The 20,549-nt window shown below is 55.0% G+C and carries 15 protein-coding genes and 2 pseudogenes; 4 read left to right on the forward strand and 13 right to left on the reverse strand.

Annotated features, from left to right (window positions below; all coding sequences use genetic code 11):
- The first annotated feature begins 200 nt into the window (after window positions 1-200).
- The gene (gene ettA / locus O1V66_RS14740) at window positions 201-1,868 is read left to right on the forward strand and encodes an energy-dependent translational throttle protein EttA (RefSeq protein ID WP_072045090.1); all 1,668 of its coding nucleotides are present in this window, start codon (window positions 201-203) and stop codon (window positions 1,866-1,868) included.
- Between the two features lie 59 nt (window positions 1,869-1,927).
- Here the strand turns inward: ettA and O1V66_RS14745 are convergent, their stop codons facing one another.
- A complete protein-coding gene (locus tag O1V66_RS14745; protein WP_045048425.1) occupies window positions 1,928-2,836 on the reverse strand; it encodes a LysR family transcriptional regulator in 909 nt (302 codons plus the stop codon).
- Window positions 2,837-2,953: 117 nt separating this feature from the next.
- Between O1V66_RS14745 and O1V66_RS14750 the strand changes: the two genes are divergently transcribed.
- Complete coding sequence (locus O1V66_RS14750) at window positions 2,954-3,955, forward strand: zinc-binding alcohol dehydrogenase family protein (RefSeq protein WP_045048424.1); 1,002 nt, start codon at window positions 2,954-2,956, stop codon at window positions 3,953-3,955.
- 137 nt (window positions 3,956-4,092) lie between these two features.
- On the opposite strand, the gene nadR is transcribed toward O1V66_RS14750, so the two are convergent.
- From nadR to serB, 3 genes are read right to left on the reverse strand one after another with little or no spacing between them, the layout of a single operon-like run.
- Window positions 4,093-5,337, reverse strand: a complete 1,245-nt coding sequence (nadR, locus tag O1V66_RS14755; protein ID WP_045048423.1) for a multifunctional transcriptional regulator/nicotinamide-nucleotide adenylyltransferase/ribosylnicotinamide kinase NadR — start codon at window positions 5,335-5,337, stop codon at window positions 4,093-4,095.
- Between the two features lie 21 nt (window positions 5,338-5,358).
- The gene (radA, locus tag O1V66_RS14760; RefSeq protein WP_045048422.1) at window positions 5,359-6,741 is read right to left on the reverse strand and encodes a DNA repair protein RadA; all 1,383 of its coding nucleotides are present in this window, start codon (window positions 6,739-6,741) and stop codon (window positions 5,359-5,361) included.
- A 39-nt stretch (window positions 6,742-6,780) separates the two neighbouring features.
- A complete protein-coding gene (gene serB / locus O1V66_RS14765) occupies window positions 6,781-7,746 on the reverse strand; it encodes a phosphoserine phosphatase (RefSeq protein ID WP_045048421.1) in 966 nt (321 codons plus the stop codon).
- Window positions 7,747-7,873: 127 nt separating this feature from the next.
- Between serB and O1V66_RS14770 the strand changes: the two genes are divergently transcribed.
- Complete coding sequence (locus O1V66_RS14770; RefSeq protein WP_045048420.1) at window positions 7,874-8,677, forward strand: YtjB family periplasmic protein; 804 nt, start codon at window positions 7,874-7,876, stop codon at window positions 8,675-8,677.
- A 130-nt stretch (window positions 8,678-8,807) separates the two neighbouring features.
- On the opposite strand, the gene deoD is transcribed toward O1V66_RS14770, so the two are convergent.
- From deoD to prfC, 9 genes and pseudogenes are all read right to left on the reverse strand, one after another.
- A complete protein-coding gene (gene deoD / locus O1V66_RS14775) occupies window positions 8,808-9,527 on the reverse strand; it encodes a purine-nucleoside phosphorylase (RefSeq protein ID WP_045048419.1) in 720 nt (239 codons plus the stop codon).
- Between the two features lie 114 nt (window positions 9,528-9,641).
- Entirely contained in the window at window positions 9,642-10,865 is a 1,224-nt protein-coding gene (deoB, locus tag O1V66_RS14780) for a phosphopentomutase (protein WP_045048418.1), read from the reverse strand.
- Window positions 10,866-10,941: 76 nt separating this feature from the next.
- Window positions 10,942-12,280: pseudogene (gene deoA / locus O1V66_RS14785) on the reverse strand (thymidine phosphorylase).
- Window positions 12,281-12,371: 91 nt separating this feature from the next.
- Window positions 12,372-13,151, reverse strand: coding sequence for a deoxyribose-phosphate aldolase (gene deoC, locus O1V66_RS14790; RefSeq protein ID WP_045048603.1), 780 nt, complete (start codon window positions 13,149-13,151; stop codon window positions 12,372-12,374).
- Between the two features lie 457 nt (window positions 13,152-13,608).
- Window positions 13,609-14,397 carry a TatD family hydrolase gene (locus tag O1V66_RS14795; protein ID WP_045048416.1) on the reverse strand — a complete coding sequence of 263 codons (789 nt, stop codon included), beginning with the start codon at window positions 14,395-14,397 and terminating at the stop codon, window positions 13,609-13,611.
- Window positions 14,394-15,665: a patatin-like phospholipase family protein gene (locus O1V66_RS14800; RefSeq protein WP_045048415.1), complete on the reverse strand. Its 1,272-nt coding sequence runs from the start codon at window positions 15,663-15,665 to the stop codon at window positions 14,394-14,396. Before O1V66_RS14800 ends, O1V66_RS14795 begins: the two co-directional genes overlap by 4 nt.
- Window positions 15,666-15,914: 249 nt before the next feature.
- Entirely contained in the window at window positions 15,915-16,076 is a 162-nt protein-coding gene (locus tag O1V66_RS14805) for a DUF1328 domain-containing protein (RefSeq protein WP_013577105.1), read from the reverse strand.
- 277 nt (window positions 16,077-16,353) lie between these two features.
- The gene (gene osmY / locus O1V66_RS14810) at window positions 16,354-16,950 is read right to left on the reverse strand and encodes a molecular chaperone OsmY (RefSeq protein ID WP_045048414.1); all 597 of its coding nucleotides are present in this window, start codon (window positions 16,948-16,950) and stop codon (window positions 16,354-16,356) included.
- Between the two features lie 384 nt (window positions 16,951-17,334).
- Window positions 17,335-18,924, reverse strand: a complete 1,590-nt coding sequence (gene prfC / locus O1V66_RS14815) for a peptide chain release factor 3 (protein ID WP_045048413.1) — start codon at window positions 18,922-18,924, stop codon at window positions 17,335-17,337.
- Between the two features lie 427 nt (window positions 18,925-19,351).
- Between prfC and tsgA the strand changes: the two are divergent.
- Window positions 19,352-20,531, forward strand: a pseudogene (gene tsgA / locus O1V66_RS14820) (MFS transporter TsgA).
- Window positions 20,532-20,549 lie beyond the last annotated feature (18 nt).

Genomic DNA, 20,549 nt, shown 5'->3' on the forward strand with positions numbered 1-20,549 from the left:
GGTTCCAACCTTGTGAACACGGGCAGATCTATTTGGCGATGGGGGTGAGAGTTGGGGCGAAACAGGCTAAACTTCGCAGTCGGAACATATCTCAGTCATGCCGTAGTCAGGCGCGACTGGCTTTAATCTGCCGGTGCGCGCGCAGTGTCTCACTGACCTGCTCTCTGCAACCGGCCTGCAAGCAAGAGGCTCAAAACAACGTGGCTCAATACGTATACAGCATGCACCGCCTTGGCAAAGTTGTCCCGCCAAAGCGTCATATCCTGAAGAACATCTCACTCAGCTTCTTCCCGGGTGCCAAAATCGGCGTACTCGGTCTTAACGGCGCAGGTAAATCCACACTGCTGCGTATTATGGCCGGCATCGATACCGATATCGAAGGTGAAGCGCGTCCACAGCCTGGCCTGAGAATCGGCTACCTGCCGCAGGAACCCAAGCTGAACCTCGAACACACCGTGCGTGAGTCCGTGGAAGAAGCCGTTGCCGAAGTCGTGGGTGCGCTGAAGCGCCTCGACGAAGTTTATGCGCTTTACGCCGATCCCGACGCCGATTTCGACAAACTGGCCGCCGAGCAAGGCAAGCTGGAAGAGATAATCCAGGCGCACGATGGCCATAACCTGAACGCCCAGCTTGAACGTGCCGCCGATGCGCTGCGTCTGCCGGAGTGGGATGCCAAAATCGCCAACCTGTCCGGGGGTGAACGTCGCCGCGTCGCGCTGTGCCGCCTGCTGCTCGACAAACCTGAAATGCTGCTGCTCGACGAACCGACCAACCACCTGGATGCCGAATCCGTGGCGTGGCTCGAGCGCTTCCTGCATGACTTCGAAGGCACCGTTGTGGCGATTACGCACGACCGTTACTTCCTCGACAACGTAGCCGGCTGGATCCTCGAGCTTGACCGCGGTGAAGGTATTCCGTGGGAAGGCAACTACTCCTCGTGGCTTGAGCAGAAAGACGAACGTCTGGCGCAGGAAGCCTCTTCCGAAGCGGCCCGTCGCAAATCCATCGAGAAAGAGCTCGAGTGGGTGCGCAAAGGCGCCAAAGGCCAGCAGTCGAAAGGCAAGGCCCGCCTTGCTCGTTTCGAAGAGCTTAACAACGCCGAATACCAGAAACGTAACGAAACCAACGAACTGTTCATTCCACCTGGCCCACGCCTCGGCGACAAAGTGGTCGAAGTGAAGAACCTGAACAAGTCCTACGGCGACCGCGTTCTGATTGATGACCTGTCCTTCTCCGTGCCGAAAGGCGCAATCGTGGGCATCATCGGTCCGAACGGTGCGGGTAAATCTACCCTCTTCCGTATGATGTCAGGTCAGGAACAGCCGAACGGCGGCTCCATCGAGCTTGGCGAAACCGTCAAGCTGGCGTCTGTCGATCAGTTCCGTGATGCCATGGACAACAGCAAAACCGTATGGGAAGAGGTTTCCGGCGGTCAGGACATCATGCGTATCGGCACCACTGAAATGCCAAGCCGCGCTTACGTTGGCCGTTTCAACTTCAAGGGCGTCGATCAGGGCAAACGCGTTGGCGAACTCTCTGGTGGTGAGCGCGGTCGTCTGCATCTGGCCAAGCTGTTGCAGGTTGGCGGCAACATGCTGCTGCTCGATGAACCGACCAATGACCTGGATATCGAAACCCTGCGCGCGCTTGAAAACGCCCTGCTGGAGTTCCCGGGTTGTGCAATGGTCATTTCCCACGACCGTTGGTTCCTCGACCGTATCGCAACGCACATCCTCGATTATCAGGATGAAGGCAAGGTTGAATTCTTCGAAGGTAACTTTACCGAATACGAAGAGTACAAGAAGCGCACGCTGGGCGCAGATGCGCTGGAACCGCGCCGTATCAAATACAAGAAGATTACCAAGTAAGTTCTTTACCTGTCTTCCTGATAACCCGGGTGCCGTTGGCCCGGGTTTTTTATTGCCCGCTATTCGCCAAGCCCGGCCGCATAGCGCTCGGCGAAGGCGTAGTCGTTGAGCATAAAATCGATAAAACAGGCCAGCGCGGGCGAATTCAGCTTGCGGCTGGGATACACCAGATACAGCGAGTTACTCTCCGCCTCCCATTCCGGCAGCACTCTGACCAGACGCCCACTGCCGACCTCTTCACGACACATAAACGCCGGAAGCAGCGTAATGCCTGCACCCGCCATCGCGCATTCACGGGCATAGAGCAGATTGTCGGTGCTGTGCGCCGACGGCAACACCCAGCGATGATAGACATCATGACGCCGCAAGACCCACTCCTTCCATGCCCGATGCCCGATGCAACTGTGCATTTCAAGCTGCTGCGGCGAGGTCAGCGCCGGATGACGCGCCAGATAGTCGGGCGAGGCCAGCAGATATCGCGGCCCTTCCCCAAGCGATCGGCCGATGAGTGACGAATCCTGCGGTTTGCCGCTGCGCAGCGCAACATCAAAACCTTCCTGTACCAGATCGATAAGCTGGTCGGAAACAGACACTTCGAGCGAAACATCGGGATACCGCGCGGTAAACTCCGCATTCATGCGTGCCAGCAAGGTTGCGCCAAGTCCGGCGGGACTGGTAATGCGCAGGCGGCCGCTGGGATTATCCCTGAGCCGCAAGATAGCCAGCTCTGCGCGTTCACTCGCCTGAAGCATCTCCTGACAGTGCACCAGATAGCGCTCTCCGGCAAAGGTCAGATTGAGCTGCCGCGTGGTGCGATTAAGTAAACGGAGGCCGAGGCTTTGCTCGAGCTGACTGACCCGCTGACTGACGCTGGATTTCGGCAGACCCGCACGCCGGGCGGCCGCCGTAAAGCTGCCCGTTTCGGCCACCAGCGCAAACAGCGCCATATCCTGCAATTGCTTAAACATGATTGTTCACCTTGGCCGAACACTTTGTTAATTATTGTCCATCTTATCAGCTTGTCTGCGCGCGACTACACTAAACGCATGACGCAAAATACTGACCTTAATGAATGGAGTAGTGCCATGAGCAGCAAAGCAATCGCCGTAGATCCAAAAAATCCGCAACAGTTTATCCAAATCGACTTACCGCCGCTTGAGATGGGGGATAACGATTTACGGGTGGAAGTGAAAGCCGTTTCCATCAATCCGGTGGATACCAAGGTGCATCAGGGCGCGATTAAAAACGGCCTGGACAAACCGAAAGTGCTGGGTTGGGACGCAAGCGGCGTGGTGAAGGCGGTCGGCAAAAACGTCAGCGGCTTCAACGTGGGCGACGAAGTCTGGTATGCGGGCGACATTACCCGTCCGGGCAGCAATGCCAGCGAACAGTTGATTGATTACCGCATCGTCGCCAAAAAACCGCAGTCGCTGAACTGGGCCGAAGCCGCCGCGATGCCGTTAACCGCGCTCACCGCATGGGAAGGTCTGTTCGAACACCTGAAAATTCAGGAAGCGGGAGAGGACAAGACGCTGCTGATTGTCGGTGGCGCGGGCGGCGTCGGCTCGCTGGCTATTCCTTTTGCTGCCCTGCGCAGCAAGGTCAAGGTCATTGCCACCGCGTCACGTCCGGAATCTGCGGCGTGGTGTCTGGAGCGCGGCGCGGATCTCACGGTGAATTATCAGGATCTGGTCGGCGAGCTGGAAAAACAGGGCATCAAGCAGGTTGACTATATCTTCTGCCTGAACGACACCGATGGTCACTGGGACGCGCTAGGCAAGCTTATCGCGCCGCTCGGCAAAATCTGTACTATCGTCGAGAATGCGCATCCGCTGGATCAAAATCAGCTCAAGCTGAAAAGCGCATCGCTGCACTGGGAATTCATGTTTACCCGCAGCATGTTCACCACGCCGTGTATCGCCGAACAGGGGCATATTCTGCAACAGGTTGCCGAGCTTGTGGACGCGGGCAAGGTGCGCACCACGCTGACCGAAACCCTGAACGGTTTGTCCGTCGACAGCATTCAGGCCGCGCACGACAAAGTGCTCGAAGGTCATATGCAGGGCAAAGTGGTCGTGACGTTCTAATCGTTTCGCGTGTTCATGACAAGGTCGCCTGATGGCGGCCTTTTTCATGTCGTCGTGGTGACAAAACGCAGGCCGCCCCCTTTCAACTCCGCGTAGAGCCAGCGGCAGCCTTAACCTTCGTTGAGAGAGGAAGCCTTTTACTCGAAGGCAGGATCGTCGTTGCCGAGCATCTTCTGGACCAGTTCCACGCAGTCGAGAAAACGCTGGTCATAATCCGCCGAGCTGACGTGCGTAAAGGCAATGTTGTTCTTCTGCATCATTTCAATCAACAGATTCTGGAACTCCGAACGATCCAGAGAGCTGCCCAGACTGCGCAGGCCATCGGCCACCCACGGCGTGTTGTTCTCCAGCAGAATCACCAGATCGAACCGGTATTCATCCACCAGCGCCTGCACGAAAGGATGTTCGCGGCCTTCGTATTTTTTGCAAAACGCCTGCGTGGTCAGAAAATCGGTGTCGATGAATGCCACTTTATTGGCATATTTCACTGCAAAATCAATGTACTGCGCCTGACCCAACGCAATTTTGTCGTAGTCGGAATACTGCAACGCCATTTCGTCGCCGCCCAGATGGGAGAACACGTATTCACGCCCGTATTCCCACGCGCTGGTGGTGTTGAAGATATTGGCGAGCTTGTTGACCAGCGTCGATTTTCCGCTGGACTCACCGCCCAGCACCGCCACCGTGCGAACGAAGAACGGTTTTACTTCGGTGGGAATATAGTCCCAGTAACGGAAAGGATTACGGCGGATCTGCGCGCCGCTGATCTTCATAAACGATCGTTTTGGATCGATAAGCACCGTGTCGATCCCGAGGTGTTCGCGATAACGCGGGGCATCGTTTTCTTCACTGGTATAAATGGTATTGGGATGAATGCCCTTCTGTTCCATGAAGGCGGTTATCCCTGTACTCCACACGTCCCAGCCGTGCGGATAAGGCTCCATACCCTCTTCATTGAAAGCATGAATGCGGATATTTTTCTGATACTTGAAGGTCTGCAACAGCCAGCGCAGGCGATCGCTGAGCGTAGGCTGCTGCGACATCGAACTGTTTTCAAACAGCTCGAGATCGCGCGGCTCGTCATAGCCGAGAATGATGTGCAACTCGTCGACCTGGCTACAGGCGCGCTGGATAAGGTAAATATGGCCGGTGTGCAGCGGATAGAACTTGCCGAACACCACGCCGATTTTCTTTTCCCGACGGGGAAACTCCAGATCCAGAAAGCGGTGCAGCGCTTCCAGCTTCTGTGCGCTGGGACTTTTTATCTTGTCGTTTAATAACTGGCTTAAATACCCTTTGGTCATGCCGCTGGCTTCGGCGACCTGTTGCAGCGTACATCCCTGTTGCTTGATCGCTGCCTTGAGATAATCAAACTGCGGCATAGCGGGTCCTTTTAAACAATTTTAGAGGTCGTCGAGAATAGACAGCGCATCGGCCAGTTTTTTCACGCCGAATACCTTCATTCCTTCCGGCACCTTTTTCGGCACATTGGCGTGCGGCACGATGGCGCGCTTGAAACCGTGCTTGGCGGCTTCGGTAATACGCTCCTGCCCGCTTGGCACCGGACGGATCTCGCCGGCCAGCCCGACTTCGCCGAACACCACCAAATCCTGCGGCAGCGGTCTATCCCGCAGGCTCGACACCAGCGACATCAGCAGTGCGAGGTCGGCGCTGGTTTCCGTGACTTTTACGCCGCCCACCACGTTGACGAAGACGTCCTGATCCGCCATCTGCAAACCGCCATGACGGTGCAGCACCGCCAGCAGAATCGCCAGACGGTTCTGTTCAAGCCCTACGGCCACGCGGCGCGGATTGCCCATCATCGAGTGATCGACCAGCGCCTGGATCTCGACCAGCAGCGGACGCGTGCCTTCCCATAACACCATCACCGAACTGCCGGAGGTGATTTCGTCTCCACGACTCAGGAAGATGGCGGAAGGATTGTTGACTTCGCGCAGGCCCTGTTCGGTCATGGCAAAGACGCCCAGCTCATTGACTGCGCCGAAACGGTTTTTATGACTACGCAAGGTGCGGAAACGGGAATCGGCATCGCCGTCGAGCAGCACGGAACAGTCGATACAGTGCTCCAGCACTTTCGGGCCGGCCAGCGAGCCGTCTTTGGTAACATGGCCAACCATGACGATAGCCACGCCGCGCGTCTTGGCATAGCGCGTCAAGTAAGCCGCGCTTTCACGCACCTGTGCGACCGTACCCGGCGACGACTGGATATCCGCCATGTGCATCACCTGAATGGAGTCGATCACCATCAGTTTCGGCTGTTCCTGATCGGCAATCAGGCAAATTTGCTCGATGCTGGTTTCGGAGAGCATATTCATGCTGGCGGTCGGCAGGCCGAGACGGTGCGCGCGCATCGCTACCTGCTGCAACGACTCTTCGCCGGTGACATACAGCGTCTTCATGTTTTCGCCGAGCTTGCACAATATTTGCAGCAGCAAGGTACTCTTACCTGCGCCCGGATTACCGCCTATCAGAATGGCGCTGCCCGGCACCACGCCGCCGCCGAGTACGCGGTCGAACTCCTTGAAACCGGTGCTGAAGCGCGGCGTCTCGTCGAGACTGATTTCCGACAGTTTCTGCACACGGCTGACGCCTGCATCACCGGCATAGCCGGTAAGACGCTCATTGCGTGCCACGGTCGGCGAAGCAGCCAAACGGACTTCGGTAATGGAGTTCCAGGCCTGACAGGCACTGCATTGCCCCTGCCAGCGCGGATAATCTGCGCCGCATTCATTACACACAAATGCGCGTTTTGCTGCTTTTGCCAAAATTTACCTCGTTGGGGCGCGAACGCCCCGTTGTTCTGATTACGCCACGCTGCCGCTGAGAATACACAGCAAGCCAATCAGATCCGCATGACGAATGCTGACCTCGGCCTGCTCGTAGACTTTCGGCTTGGCGTGGAAGGCGACGCCCAGTCCTGCGACGGACATCATTTTCAAATCGTTGGCACCGTCGCCGATAGCCACGGTCTGCTCTTTCGGCACACCCAGTTTTTCGGCCAGCGCCAGCAGCGTATCGGCTTTGTGCTGGGCATCGACGATAGGCCCGATCACTTGTCCGGTCAGCTTGCCGTCAAAGATTTCCAGCTCGTTGGCGACGGCGGCGACCAGATCCAGCTCATCACGCAAATAGTTGGCATAATAGGTAAAACCGCCGGAAGCGATGGCAACGTGCCACCCCATTTCCTGCAATCGAGCCACCATTTTGCGCAGACCCGGCATGAACGGCAGCGTTTCGCGCACCGTCAGCAGGATGTTGGCATCGGAATCTTTCAGCGTGCCGACACGCTGACGCAGGCTGGCGGCGAAATCCAGCTCGCCCCGCATGGCGCGTTCGGTGACTTCGGCCACCTGTTCGCCCACACCGGCAAGCTTGGCAATTTCATCGATGCATTCGATCTCGATTGCCGTAGAATCCATGTCCATCACCAGCAGGCCCGGCGTGCGCATGTGCGGCACCTTGCGCAGAGGGGTGATGTCGAATTCGAACTGTTCGGCCAGCTCGAAAACATCGGGGGTCAGTGGACCCGCAAGACGAACGACCTGATAGTCTTCGACCATCCACGCGCTGACAATCACCAGCGCGCGACCCAGCAAGCTCTGGAAACGGCTAAGACTTAACTTGTCGAGCTTTCTACTATACAGGAGCCAGCCTGTGTGCCCTGCCCGGTAATCGAGCGGCATCACTTCGTCACCGCTGAGTGAAAGTGGAAGTCCCGGCCATTGGTGGATCTCGGAAGGAAGATCGCAATAGGTCAGACGGTTTGGCATGATTTCTCCTGTAAGAGCAAAAACTCTGTCGAAAAGCAGAGGGGCCGCGATAAAACGACGCATCAAGCTACCCTATCGCTAACGCTTCTGGCAACATTAAAGTCGTCGAATACCTTAAGGAAACAGAATGGCAGAGGCCAAACTGAAACTTCGCAGACACCGCACGGTTATCGTGCTGATTTGCTTAGCTTTATTAGTTTTATTGATGCAAGGTGCGTCCTATTTTAGCTTAGGGCACCAGTTAGCGCGATCACAACAGGTCGAGCAGCTCACACAAACGCTTGCACGGCAGGTGGCGTTCTCGCTTGCCCCGCTGATGGACAGCCAGAATGATGGCGCAGACATCGCACAAATTACTACCATTTTAAATCAACTTACCGATCAGAGTCGCATACTTGATGCCAGCGTGTACCAGCTCGACGGCTCGCTGATTGCCCATTCCGGCGAGACTGTGCCGGTGCGTGACCGTCTGGCGCTCGACGGCAAGCGCGCGGGCAGTTATTTCAACCATCAGATAGTGCAGCCGATTGGCGACAAAGGCGGCCCGAGCGGTTTTCTGCGCATGACGCTGGATACCCACGTGCTGGCCACCGAAGCCAAGCAGGTCGATAACACCACCAACCTGTTGCGGCTGATGATGCTGCTGGCGCTGGCGATCGGCATTATTCTCGCGCGCAGTCTGTTGCAGGGCCGTCGCTCCCGCTGGGAGCAGTCGCCGTTCCTGCTGACCGCCAGCACCCGTTTGAAAGAGCGCGATGAAGACGACGACCTGCCCGCGCACAACAATGAGCCGCTGGTGATTGCCATCGCAGAAGAAAGAGTGGAAGACAAACCGGCGCTGACGCCGGAAGAAGAAGCCGAACAGGAAGCCGTACAGGCCGCTCACCGCAATCTGCAACGCAGCCGAAAACCGAAATCCCCGAAAAAATAGCGAGGCGAGACGGCTGATTTCCGCCGTCAACGCCCTTATGTTTTCGCGCATCTGACTGGCCAATAAAGAATTTGTGAAATAAAAACGGAGGCGCGAAGGCCTCCGTTTTTGATTCGGCAAGACGGGTCGCTTACGCTTTGTCGCCCAGCAGAACGGATTCCAGCGCGATTTCAATCATGTCGTTGAACGTGGTCTGACGTTCGGCGGCCGTAGTTTGCTCGCCGCTGCGGATATGGTCGGACACGGTGCAGATAGCCAGCGCTTTCGCGCCGAACTCTGCCGCCACGCCGTAGATACCGGCCGCTTCCATCTCGACACCCAGAATGCCGTATTTTTCCATTACATCAAACATTTGCGGATCTGGCGTGTAGAACAGATCGGCGGAGAAGATGTTACCCACGCGCGCCTTGATGCCTTTTGCCGCCGCCGCGTCGGCCGCGTGACGCACCATGTCGTAATCGGCAATGGCCGCATAGTCGTGGTCTTTGAAGCGCATACGGTTCACTTTGGAATCGGTGCAGGCACCCATGCCGATAACCACATCGCGCAGTTTGACGTCGCTACGCACCGCGCCGCAGGAGCCTACGCGAATGATTTTCTTCACGCCGAACTCGGTAATAAGCTCTTTCGCGTAAATGGAACAGGATGGAATCCCCATACCGTGACCCATGACCGAAATCTTGCGGCCCTTGTAAGTGCCGGTAAAACCGAGCATGCCGCGCACGTCGTTCACCTGCTTGATGTCTTCCAGGAAGGTTTCGGCGATGTGTTTGGCGCGCAAAGGATCGCCCGGCATCAGGACTACGTCAGCGAAATCGCCCATTTCTGCGTTAATGTGTGGCGTTGCCATAATTACATTCCTTAAAGTGTTGACCCTTCCTGTGACAAACCGCAGCGGGCCGCGGTCAATCACGCCTGGGTAATGAACCGAGTGATTTAACTGAATCTTCGCAAAAAATTCGCCTTAAAGCATGGATTTTCCGTATTCCATCGGCGACAGGTCGAAATAGTGAGCGACCGTCTGTCCGATATCGGCAAATGTCTCGCGATAGCCAAGGTAACCCGGCTTCACTTTCGGGCCGTAGATCAACACTGGAATGTGTTCGCGAGTGTGGTCGGTACCTCGCCAGGTCGGGTCACAGCCATGATCGGCGGTAAAGATAATGATGTCGTCTTCCTTGACCAACGCCAGCAACTCCGGCATCCGGCGGTCGAAAAGCTCCAGTGCGGCCGCGTAGCCCGGCACATCGCGGCGATGGCCGTAAGCCGAATCGAAGTCCACAAAGTTGGTGAAGACGATGGTCTGATCACCGGCGACCTTCATCTCTTGCACCGTGGCGTCGAACAGCGCGTCCAGACCGGTGGCTTTGATTTTTTTGGTGATGCCGACGTGGGCATAGATATCGGCAATCTTGCCGACGGAAACGACCTCACCGCCCTTCTCGTCAACCAGCTTTTTCAGGATGGTCGGCGCAGGCGGCTCAACCGCCAGATCATGACGGTTGCCGGTACGCTCGAAGTGGCCTTTTTTATCGCCGATAAAAGGACGCGCAATGACACGACCGATGTTGTAGCCGCCTTCGGTCAACTCTTCGCGTGCGATTTCGCACAGTTCATAAAGACGCTCGAGGCCGAATGTCTCTTCGTGGCAGGCAATCTGAAATACCGAGTCGGCCGAAGTATAGAAAATCGGTTTGCCGGTTTTCATATGCTCTTCGCCGAGCGCGTCGAGCACTACCGTACCGGATGAATGGCAATTGCCAAGATATCCCGGCAAAGCGGCGCGTTCGACCAGTTTGTCGAGCAGTTCCTGCGGGAAGCTGTTTTGCTCGTCGGAGAAATAGCCCCAGTCAAACAGCACGGGAACACCGGCGATTTCCCAGTGGCCCGACGGCGTGTCTTTACCTGACGACAACTCGCTGGCGTAGGCATAGGCACCGATGATGTTGGCATCGGGGTCCATGCCCTGCGGGAAACGGCCCGTCGAGGCTTCGGCGGCTTTCGCCAGTCCCAGACTGGTCAGATTCGGCAAATGCAGCGGACCTTTACGGCCCACGTCCGCTTCGCCGCGGGCGCAGGCCTCGGCAATATGGCCAAGCGTATCGGAACCCACGTCACCAAAACGGTCGGCGTCTTTGCTGGCGCCAATCCCAAATGAGTCCAACATCATGATAAATGTACGTTTCATTTTGCTCTCCTGCGCATCATGCGCGTTGCAAACGGCCCTGTCAGAGCCGTTCTGGTGATGGGGTTACGCGGTCGCACTAGCTGATGCGGCGATACACCACGGGCAAGGTTTCAGGTGCCCGATCGCTCAGCACAATGGCCGAGCGCACGGCATCGGCGGCCTGTTGCCACGACTCTTCGCTATTGGCGTGAATCATTGCCAGCGGATGCCGGGTATCGACCTGTTGTCCGATACGCGACATTTGCGTCAACCCCACGCTGTAATCGATGGCGTCGGTGGCACGGCGACGTCCGCCGCCCATCGCCACTACGCTCATCCCGAGGGCGCGGGTATCCATTGACGTGATAATCCCTGCCCTTTCCGAATACACCATTTTGCTCAGGGTCGCCTGAGGTAAATAGCGGTCATAATGTTCAATAAAATCGGTCGGCCCTTTCTGTGCCGCAATCATCATGCCGAAGATTTCTGCCGCGCGACCATTGTCGAGCACGGTTTGCAGCTTTTGGCGCGCTTCGGCATCGTTGTCTGCAAGCCCTGCGGAAAGCAGCATCTCGACACATAATGCCAGGGTGACTTCCAGCAGGCGCGGACTGCGGTATTCGCCCGTCAGGAAGCGCACGGCTTCGCGCACTTCCACGGCGTTTCCGGCGCTTGAAGCCAGCACCTGATTCATGTCGGTCAATAGCGCGGTGGTTTTACATCCTGCGCCAGCTCGCCACGTCGACAATCGCCTGCGCCAGATCCTGAGACTGCTCGAAGGTTGGCATAAATGCGCCGGAGCCGACTTTAACATCCATCACCAGCGCATCCAGTCCTTCGGCCAGTTTCTTCGCCAGAATCGAGGCGGTAATGAGCGGAATGGAGTCCACTGTCGCGGTAATATCGCGGGTGGCGTAAAAACGTTTGTCCGCAGGTGCCAGCGAATTGGTCTGCCCGATAATCGCCACCCCAACGTCCTGAATAATTTTTCTAAAGCGCGCGTCATCGGGGAAAATATCAAACCCCGGAATGCTTTCGAGTTTGTCGAGCGTGCCGCCGGTGTGGCCCAGACCGCGACCGGAAATCATTGGAATATACCCGCCGCAGGCCGCGACCATAGGCCCCAGCATCAGCGAGGTGACATCCCCCACGCCGCCGGTGGAGTGTTTATCCACAATCGGCCCGTTGAGCGCGAGCGGTTTCCAGTTGAGCACACTGCCGGAATCGCGCATCGCCATGGTCAGCGCCACACGTTCTTCGACATTCATGTCATTGAAATAGATGGTCATTGCCAGCGCGGCAATTTGCCCTTCCGACACTTTGCTGTCGCGCACGCCGTTAATGAAGAAGCGGATTTCGTCTTCGCTCAGCGCGTGCCCGTCGCGTTTCTTGCGAATTATTTCCTGAGCCAGAAAGGTTTTTTGTGCAGCAGCCACGTTCTCACTCCAATGGGATACAGAGAGGAAATCACAATATCGAGGATAAAACCGAGGTCACGAGCACAGCGCCGCGCCCTCGGCAACGTTATCAGTAACCGCTGGTGGATTTTTCGGTCTGATGGCCGAGTGTGGTCAGCAGGCTTGCCAGCAGGCTGGACGCACCAAAGCGGAAGTGACGGGCATCGGCCCATTCGCGACCCAGAATATTGTCGGCAAGCGCCAGATATTGCGCCGCATCTTCGGCAGTTTTCACGCCACCGGCAGGTTTGAAACCGACGTTGTCGGCGACATTCAGCTCTTTGATAACGGTCAGCATCAGCTCGGCGCTATGCAGCGTGGCGTTTTCCGGCACTTTACCGGTCGAGGTCTTGATAAAGTCCGCACCGGCTTCGATGGCAATCTGCGACGCCTTGCGGATAAGCGCGTCCTGCTTCAACTCACCGGTTTCGATAATGACTTTCAGCAGAATGTTGGCTGCGTGACAGGCCTCGGCGCACTGTTTGACCAGTTCGGCACCGACCTGTTCATTCCCCTCGATCAGGGCGCGATACGGGAATACCACGTCGACTTCATCGGCACCGTAGGCGATCGCCGCACGGGTCTCTGCGAGGGCAATCTCGATATCGTCGTTGCCGTGCGGGAAGTTGGTGACGGTGGCGATACGGATGTCAGGCGTGCCCTGCTCGCGCAGTGCCTTGCGTGCGACCGGAATGAAACGCGGATAAATGCAGATGGCAGCGGTGTTTCCTGCCGGGCTTTTTGCCTGCTGACAGAGGGCGACCACTTTTTCGGCCGTGTCGTCTTCATTCAGGGTCGTTAAATCCATCAGGCTCAGCGCACGCTGCGCCGCTACGGTAAAATCGGTCATAAAACTCTCCACAATTTTCAGTTCTGACACGCCGTCAAAACCGAGCATCCGGTCGGGAACGCGGCACCCGCAAGCGCCCGTAGTGTTCTCGACTCTGGCGAGCAGACGAGGGCAATCACCCAGCTGTTTAAACCATTTGAACAGTTGGACGCCATCTATGTTGTGCAGTATTTCACACAAAATGAAATTTGATTGCAACGTTACTCGGGAAAATGTGATCTTCATCAACATTTCTACCCTTTGCTCGGACTCTGGCAATAAGTAAAAGTGTACACCCGAATCATGACACTCGTTTTTCGGGTTAACGCTCCATCACGCCATAATACCTCAGAGCAGAATGTTAATTAAATAACATTTTACGCTGATTGCGAGCGCGATCGGCTCTTTGACTTATAAATTTCAGGAATGAGCGGGCCTTCCGGCAGGTGATAAATGTTATTTAATTAACATCAAGACATCAGGGAAGCTTTGGCAGGTTGAAGACGCGTCGGGCATTTTCTTGTAGCGCATCGGCAATGTGCTCGGGCGATTCTTCACGCAGTTCGCATAAACTGGCGAAAACCAGCGCGGCCCGTTCCGGCCGATTGGGTTGCCCCTGAAAACCCTGCAACGGCATATCTGGCGCATCGGTTTCAAGCAACAGAGAAGTCAGCGGCAGTTTCGCCATCACCTGCCGTGTTTTCTGCGCTCTTTCATAGGTAATGGTGCCGCCTACGCCGATGGCAAAACCCAGCCGTACAAAGGCTTCGGCCTGAGAGAGGCTACCGGCAAAGCCGTGCACCACGCCGGTTGCGGGTAGAGAGACTTTTCGCAGCATGGCGGCCAGCTTATCGTGGGTGCGCCGTGAATGCAGAATCAGAGGAAGATGGTATTTTTTGGCGAGAGCAAACTGGGCATTCAGTAACCTTTGCTGTTTGTCGAAATCGGGGTTTTCCATATACAGATCCAGCCCCGTTTCACCGATCGCCACCAGCTTTTCATGGCGGCCGCCAAGCTGCTCGTCGAGTTGTTCGAGGCAGGAATCGGTATGGCTACTAATACAGATTGGATGCAGGCCCAGCGCGGCAAACAGCGCGCCATGTTCTTTCGCAAGACGCAGGATTTTTTCAAAACGTGCCGCTTCGACGGCGGGCACAATCACCTGCTTTACGCCCGCCTCTGCCGCAAGCCGCAGGCTTTCGGCTTCGTGACCGCTAAAAGGCGGGAAATCAAAATGACAGTGGGTATCGATAAATGCGGGCTTCACAGCGCGTCTCCCTCGCCTTCCAGGGTTGGCGGCGTCATACGCGTATCCGGCGCGAACGGACTGTCGATGTCAGCGGTTTCCTGAACGGGGCTGCCGACCACGCGGGAAGCTTCATCCATAAACGCGCTGGCGACTTTGCGCTGCGCGACGTCGAGCAGATTTTCCGTCAGGGCGATATCATCCGGAACAACGATATCATTAACGGCCGGTTGCGGCGCAATGAATGCCTGATTCGCCGCGGCACTCGGCGGCAACGCGATTTCCGGCGTGGTTAAAGGCGGGATAACGACAGCGGTGCGGCGAACCTTGCGCGGCGTAATAATCGGCATAGGCATGTCTTTTTCTCGCGGCATCAACCAGTGCGAGGCTATCGAAAGGAAGTAGCGCGCGCAGCGGCGGCCAAGATGGTAATCCTGATTCAGCGCTGGCAAACGGCTGCCAAGTGCATGACTGGCAAGCGGTTTCGGCGGGAAAATTTCGAAGATGCGCAGGTCGCCCGGCGGGTTCTCGATAAACTGCTGAATGCGGTAATAGCTTTGCTCGTGATGCTGCACCATATGGACCAACTGTTGCAGGCTGCTTTCGCTCAACCACTGCTCCATGCGCTTCATCCATTGCGGGGTATAGAACATCGCCGAAGGCACGGTGCGAATAACGACAATGGTGTCTGCGCCGCGGCGATAGGCCTCTTCCACTGGAATGGCATCACTGATTCCGCCGTCCTGATAGCTGATTCCGTCAAGATCCACGCCCATGCGGTAAAAACCCGGAATCGCGCTTGAAGCTTTTATGAGGGGCAGCCAGCTTTCGCGGGTAGGAGCAAAGTAATTGGGTTGGTAATCGTCACTGCGGCAGGCGCACATCAGGAATTCGCGGCCGTCGATCAGCAGCTTTTCGGCGCTGTCCATTGCGAGCGGCATGTTCCTGGAGGTTTCATCGACCAGCCAGTCGAGATCGATAAGGTGTCCGCCACGAACAAATCGTAGAGGATTGAAGAAGTTAGGGCTGGTGGTGTAGCGTGTAATCACGCGTCGGGCATAACCTGCCTGACCGCAAACATACGCCGAGAGATTTTGTGCACCGGCGGAAGTGCCGATAAGAAGGTCGAAAGGGTTGAACCCTGCGCGCTGGAATTCATCAAGCACACCTGCCGTAAAGATGCCGCGTTGACCGCCGCCTTCACAGACCAGCGCAATCTTGCCAGGCTTGTAGGGTTTGTAAGCCAGGGCTTCGATATTCCCCAGCGTGACCGGAATTCTGTATCCCAACGCAGGCTCCTCAAAATAGTGCTTCTATGATGAGCATACTCCGTCTGTGTCCGATCGATAGAGTTGTTGCAAAATCCCGGAGATTAAATCGTTACTTCCTGTTAACCACACGCCGCGTCGTCCAATGATGCGGCTAAAGAGTCTGCCTCGGGTGATCCTTGTCATCCGTGCCCCTTGATAAGGCAAACTCTCATTAATCTCCGGAATTATTCAGATAAAAATCACTTTATCTTTTAATCGTTATAGGTGTCAGAGTCGTTTACGGCCGGTAAACAGGCTGACCAGGAACAGAATGATACCTACGACGAAGACGATTTTCGCAGCCCATGCAGCTGTACCAGCCAGACCACCGAAACCTAACGCTGCCGCGATCAACGCGATAATCAGAAATATAATACCCCAACGAAACATAAGCTTCTCCTTACCCTAATTAAAATATTCGTACGTCACTCGTTTATGAAATGCGTCGTGAATAACGGTTTATTACTGTAGTTACGACAATCGGAAGTACAGTATTAAAGATAGCTCGATATTTAAAAAACGAACGGAAACTCAGTGATTTCTCACGTAAAAAATTCGTAATTCATTTTTTATTTTTACAGTACGCGTGGTGCTTTACTTTCTACCTCAGGTCTTTTCAAGACTGGCGCAGACCCGCCCGCCTGGCAGGCCGCGCCGTTAAAAAGAATTAAGGTTGAACTTTCAGGTCGTTTTTAACGCTTTTCACGCCATCAACGGTCTTGGCAACGCTTTCAGCGCGGGAAGACTGAGCCTGATCTTTAACAGTACCGGAGAGCTGAACAACACCGTCGGTGGTTTCAACTTTGATCATACGCGAAGGTACGACGTCATCGGCCAGCAGCTTGGCTTTTACGGAAGTGGTTGTGGCGGCGTCACCGGCATAACCTTTCACGGATTGCTTGCTGCTGTCTTTAGTGTGCAGTTTGTCGCTGACGGATTTAACGCCTTCAACTTTGGTTGCTACCGCGACTGCCTGTTCCGCTTCGGCCTGAGAGCCTACGAAACCGCTTAGTGTCACGACGCCATTATCTGTTTTGACGGAAATGTCGGTGCTTTTAATAGCTTTATCGTCAACCAGGGCGCTTTTTACTTTCGCTGTGGTGGCGCTATCGCCCATGTAGCCATCAACTTTCTTCATGGAGCTATCGATTTTTGAACCCGCAGAGCTCGTGGAGCTGTCTGAGGCAGCCAATGCACTACCGCTCATCAGCGCGGTACCCAGAACAACGGCCATCATTGAGTATGCAAAATTAGACTTTTTCATCGATTTCTTCCTTACAGTTTGCCAGTCCTAATCGAGGACTCTTTACGCCACATGGTGGTGACGACTTAAAAGCTTGTTACTGTGATCACGTCACTGTGAATTTAAAAAATTCAGCACAACTCTCTACTTAGTATCCTAAGGCCAGCGTTAATGTCTGCCTTTCGTTGCGCGTATATTTAATATAGTCGACCATGAGCAAAACTGTAGTAAGAATGGCTAATTAACCGGTAATACAGATAAGTCTGAGCATTTTCACGATTTTTAGACTAAAAACCCTCAAAAAGGGCCATTTAATTTCGCACATAAACTATTTTTCAGTCTCGAGGCGAAAAAAAGACGGCCAATAGACCGTCTTTTTTAATGTTTTAAACCTGAAGCGGGCGATTAATGCTCGCGCGTTTTACGGAAATCGACTTCCGGATAACGGTCATTGGTCAGGTTGAGGTTCACCATCGAAGGCGCGATGTAAGTCAGGTTGTCGCCGCCATCCAGTGCCAGGTTCGCCTCGCATTTGCGTTTGAAGTCTTCAAACTTCTTCACGTCCTTGCATTCTACCCAGCGCGCGGTAGAAACGTTGACCGACTCGTAGATAGCTTCGACGTTGTATTCGCTTTTCAGACGCGCCACGACCACTTCAAACTGGAGGACGCCGACTGCGCCGACAATCAGGTCATTATTGATAAGCGGACGGAACACCTGCACGGCGCCCTCTTCGGACAACTGCACCAGCCCTTTCAGCAACTGTTTCTGTTTCAGTGGATCACGCAGGCGGATACGGCGGAACAGCTCGGGGGCAAAGTTCGGAATCCCGGTGAACTTCATGTTTTCACCCTGAGTAAAGGTGTCACCAATCTGAATCGTGCCATGGTTGTGCAAGCCGATGATATCGCCCGGGAAGGCTTCTTCAACGTGGGAACGGTCGCCGGCCATGAAGGTCAGCGCATCCGAAATCACCACGTCTTTGCCGGTACGCACCTGACGCAGTTTCATGCCTTTTTCATATTTACCGGACACCACGCGCATAAAGGCCACGCGGTCGCGGTGTTTCGGGTCCATGTTGGCCTGAATCTTGAACACGAAACCGGTGAACTTCTCGTCGGCCGCCTTGACTTCGCGCACGTCGGTATTGCGCGGCATTGGCGCAGGCGCCCATTCCACCAGCCCGTCGAGCATGTGGTCAACGCCGAAGTTACCCAGCGCGGTGCCGAAGAACACAGGGGTAAGATCGCCGCTCAGGAAGGCGTCGTGGTCGAACTCGTGCGAGGCGCCCTGCACCAGATCCAGCTCTTCACGCAGCTGCATTGCCAGGTCTTCACCGATTGCCGCGTCGAGATCCGGGTTATCCAGCCCTTTCACGATACGGACTTCCTGAATGGTGTGGCCCTTGCCGGTCTGATAAAGATAGGTTTCATCTTTATAGAGGTGATAAACGCCCTTGAACATCTTGCCGCAGCCAATAGGCCAGGTAATAGGCGAGCAGGCAATTTTCAGCTCGCGCTCGACTTCGTCCATGACTTCCATAGGATCACGGATGTCGCGGTCCAGCTTGTTCATAAAGGTCAGAATGGGCGTGTCGCGCAGACGGGTTACTTCCATCAGCTTGCGGGTACGGTCTTCTACACCTTTGGCGGCGTCGATAACCATCAGACAGCAGTCGACGGCGGTCAGCGTACGATAGGTATCTTCGGAGAAGTCTTCGTGTCCGGGGGTGTCGAGCAGGTTGACCAGCGCTTCACGGTACGGGAACTGCATCACGGAGGTGGTAATGGAGATACCACGCTGCTTTTCCATTTCCATCCAGTCGGATTTGGCGTGGTTGTTGGAGCCACGGCCTTTTACCGTACCGGCGGTCTGAATAGCCTGTCCGAACAACAGCACTTTTTCAGTAATGGTGGTTTTACCCGCATCGGGGTGCGAGATAATGGCGAAGGTGCGACGTTTGGCGACTTCGAGGGCGTATTCACTAGGAGACATGTTTTTCCACGTTTCTGCGGTTGTCCGCCCTGCATCGGTATTGATTTTACGCCAGAACGGCATCAGGCAAAGCGGTAATAAAAGTTATAGCCGGCTATTTTCTATGATTTGACGGGGATAGACAATCAATGCTTTCAGTTTCGCCTTCGACCGGGCCGATTTGACCGGGCAACAACGCGCGTACAGCGGCAGGGAAAGGGGTTAAATTACCGGCAATTGCATTAAAATGTGATACAGATCACACATAATTTTTGCATAACTTTATCCATTGCATTAAAAATAGCTGTTCCTCACAAAATTGGCCCACTCCTTTCTGGATAATCGGCCCATAAAAGTTGTACGGCGTGTCTTGGCGCACTATGCAGCCGATATCTGAACTCTTTTGTTGCGTGATTTAACCTCTTATACATCATAAGGATGTATCTTAATGACTAAAAGTAATCGATTGCTTCTCACCTGGATTAGCTTTTTCTCCTATGGCTTGACCGGTGCGCTGGTTATTGTCACCGGCATGGTGATGGGCAATATTGCCGATTATTTCGGCCTGCCTGTTTCCAGCATGAGTAACACGTTCACCTTCCTCAATACCGGGATTCTGGTCGCTATTTTCCTCAATGCCTGGTTGATGGAAGTGATCCCGTTGAAACGGCAGCTGATTTTCGGCTTTGTGCTGATGGTGCTGGCCGTGCTGGGTCTGATGTTCAGCAAAAGCATCAGCGTGTTCTCGCTGTGCATGTTTGTGCTTGGCGTGGTGAGCGGAATTACCATGTCGATAGGCACCTTCCTTATTACGCATCTGTACGAAGGACGTCAGCGCGGCTCGCGGCTGCTGTTTACCGACTCCTTCTTCAGCATGGCCGGGATGATTTTCCCGGTGGTCGCCGGTATTTTGCTGGCTCGCAGCATCGGCTGGTACTGGGTTTATGCCTGTATCGGCGTGCTGTATGTCGCGATTTTCGTGCTGACGCTGATGGCCGATTTCCCGATTCTGGGCAAAAAGGGCCAGACCGACAGCCAGCCTGTCGCGAAAGAAAAGTGGGGCATTGGCGTGTTGGTTCCTGTCGATTGCGGCCCTGTGCTACATCCTCGGCCAGCTTGGCTTTATCCAGTGGGTGCCGGAATACGTCACTAAAACCTTTAATCTGGATATCAATCAGGCCGGTAAACTGGTCGGCGACTTCTGGCTGTCTTACATGATTGGCATGTGGGTGTTCAGCTTTGTGCTGCGCTTCTTCGACCTGCAACGCATCGTCACTCTGCTGACGCTGCTTGCGACCGTCGCGATGTATCTGTTTATTTCGACCGAAAATCCGGCGCATCTGGCCTACGCCATTATGGGGCTGGGCTTTGTCTCAAGCGCGATTTACACCACCATTATTACGCTGGGATCATTGCAGACCAAAGTGGCCTCGCCGAAACTGGTGAACTTTATCCTGACCTGCGGCACCGTCGGCACCATGCTGACCTTCGTGGTAACCGGACCTATCGTGGCGAAAAGCGGTGCCCATGCCGCGCTGGCAACGGCAAACGGGCTATACTTCGTGGTGTTTGTAATGTGTGTAATTCTGGGCTTTGTGACCAAACATAAAACGCACGGCCACAAATAAGTCGCGAAAGTGTGAAAT

This window comes from Rouxiella chamberiensis, assembly GCF_026967475.1.
GTDB lineage: Bacteria > Pseudomonadota > Gammaproteobacteria > Enterobacterales > Enterobacteriaceae > Rouxiella > Rouxiella chamberiensis.

Excerpts from the sequence above, each read along its gene's own strand:
- O1V66_RS14745 (WP_045048425.1), bottom strand. The coding sequence starts at position 2,836 with ATGTTTAAGCAATTGCAGGATATGGCGCTGTTTGCGCTGGTGGCCGAA.
- O1V66_RS14750 (WP_045048424.1), top strand. The coding sequence starts at position 2,954 with ATGAGCAGCAAAGCAATCGCCGTAGATCCAAAAAATCCGCAACAGTTT.
- nadR (WP_045048423.1), bottom strand. The coding sequence starts at position 5,337 with ATGCCGCAGTTTGATTATCTCAAGGCAGCGATCAAGCAACAGGGATGT.
- serB (WP_045048421.1), bottom strand. The coding sequence starts at position 7,746 with ATGCCAAACCGTCTGACCTATTGCGATCTTCCTTCCGAGATCCACCAA.
- O1V66_RS14770 (WP_045048420.1), top strand. The coding sequence starts at position 7,874 with ATGGCAGAGGCCAAACTGAAACTTCGCAGACACCGCACGGTTATCGTG.
- deoD (WP_045048419.1), bottom strand. The coding sequence starts at position 9,527 with ATGGCAACGCCACACATTAACGCAGAAATGGGCGATTTCGCTGACGTA.
- deoB (WP_045048418.1), bottom strand. The coding sequence starts at position 10,865 with ATGAAACGTACATTTATCATGATGTTGGACTCATTTGGGATTGGCGCC.
- deoC (WP_045048603.1), bottom strand. The coding sequence starts at position 13,151 with ATGACCGATTTTACCGTAGCGGCGCAGCGTGCGCTGAGCCTGATGGAT.
- O1V66_RS14805 (WP_013577105.1), bottom strand. The coding sequence starts at position 16,076 with ATGTTTCGTTGGGGTATTATATTTCTGATTATCGCGTTGATCGCGGCA.
- osmY (WP_045048414.1), bottom strand. The coding sequence starts at position 16,950 with ATGAAAAAGTCTAATTTTGCATACTCAATGATGGCCGTTGTTCTGGGT.
- prfC (WP_045048413.1), bottom strand. The coding sequence starts at position 18,924 with ATGTCTCCTAGTGAATACGCCCTCGAAGTCGCCAAACGTCGCACCTTC.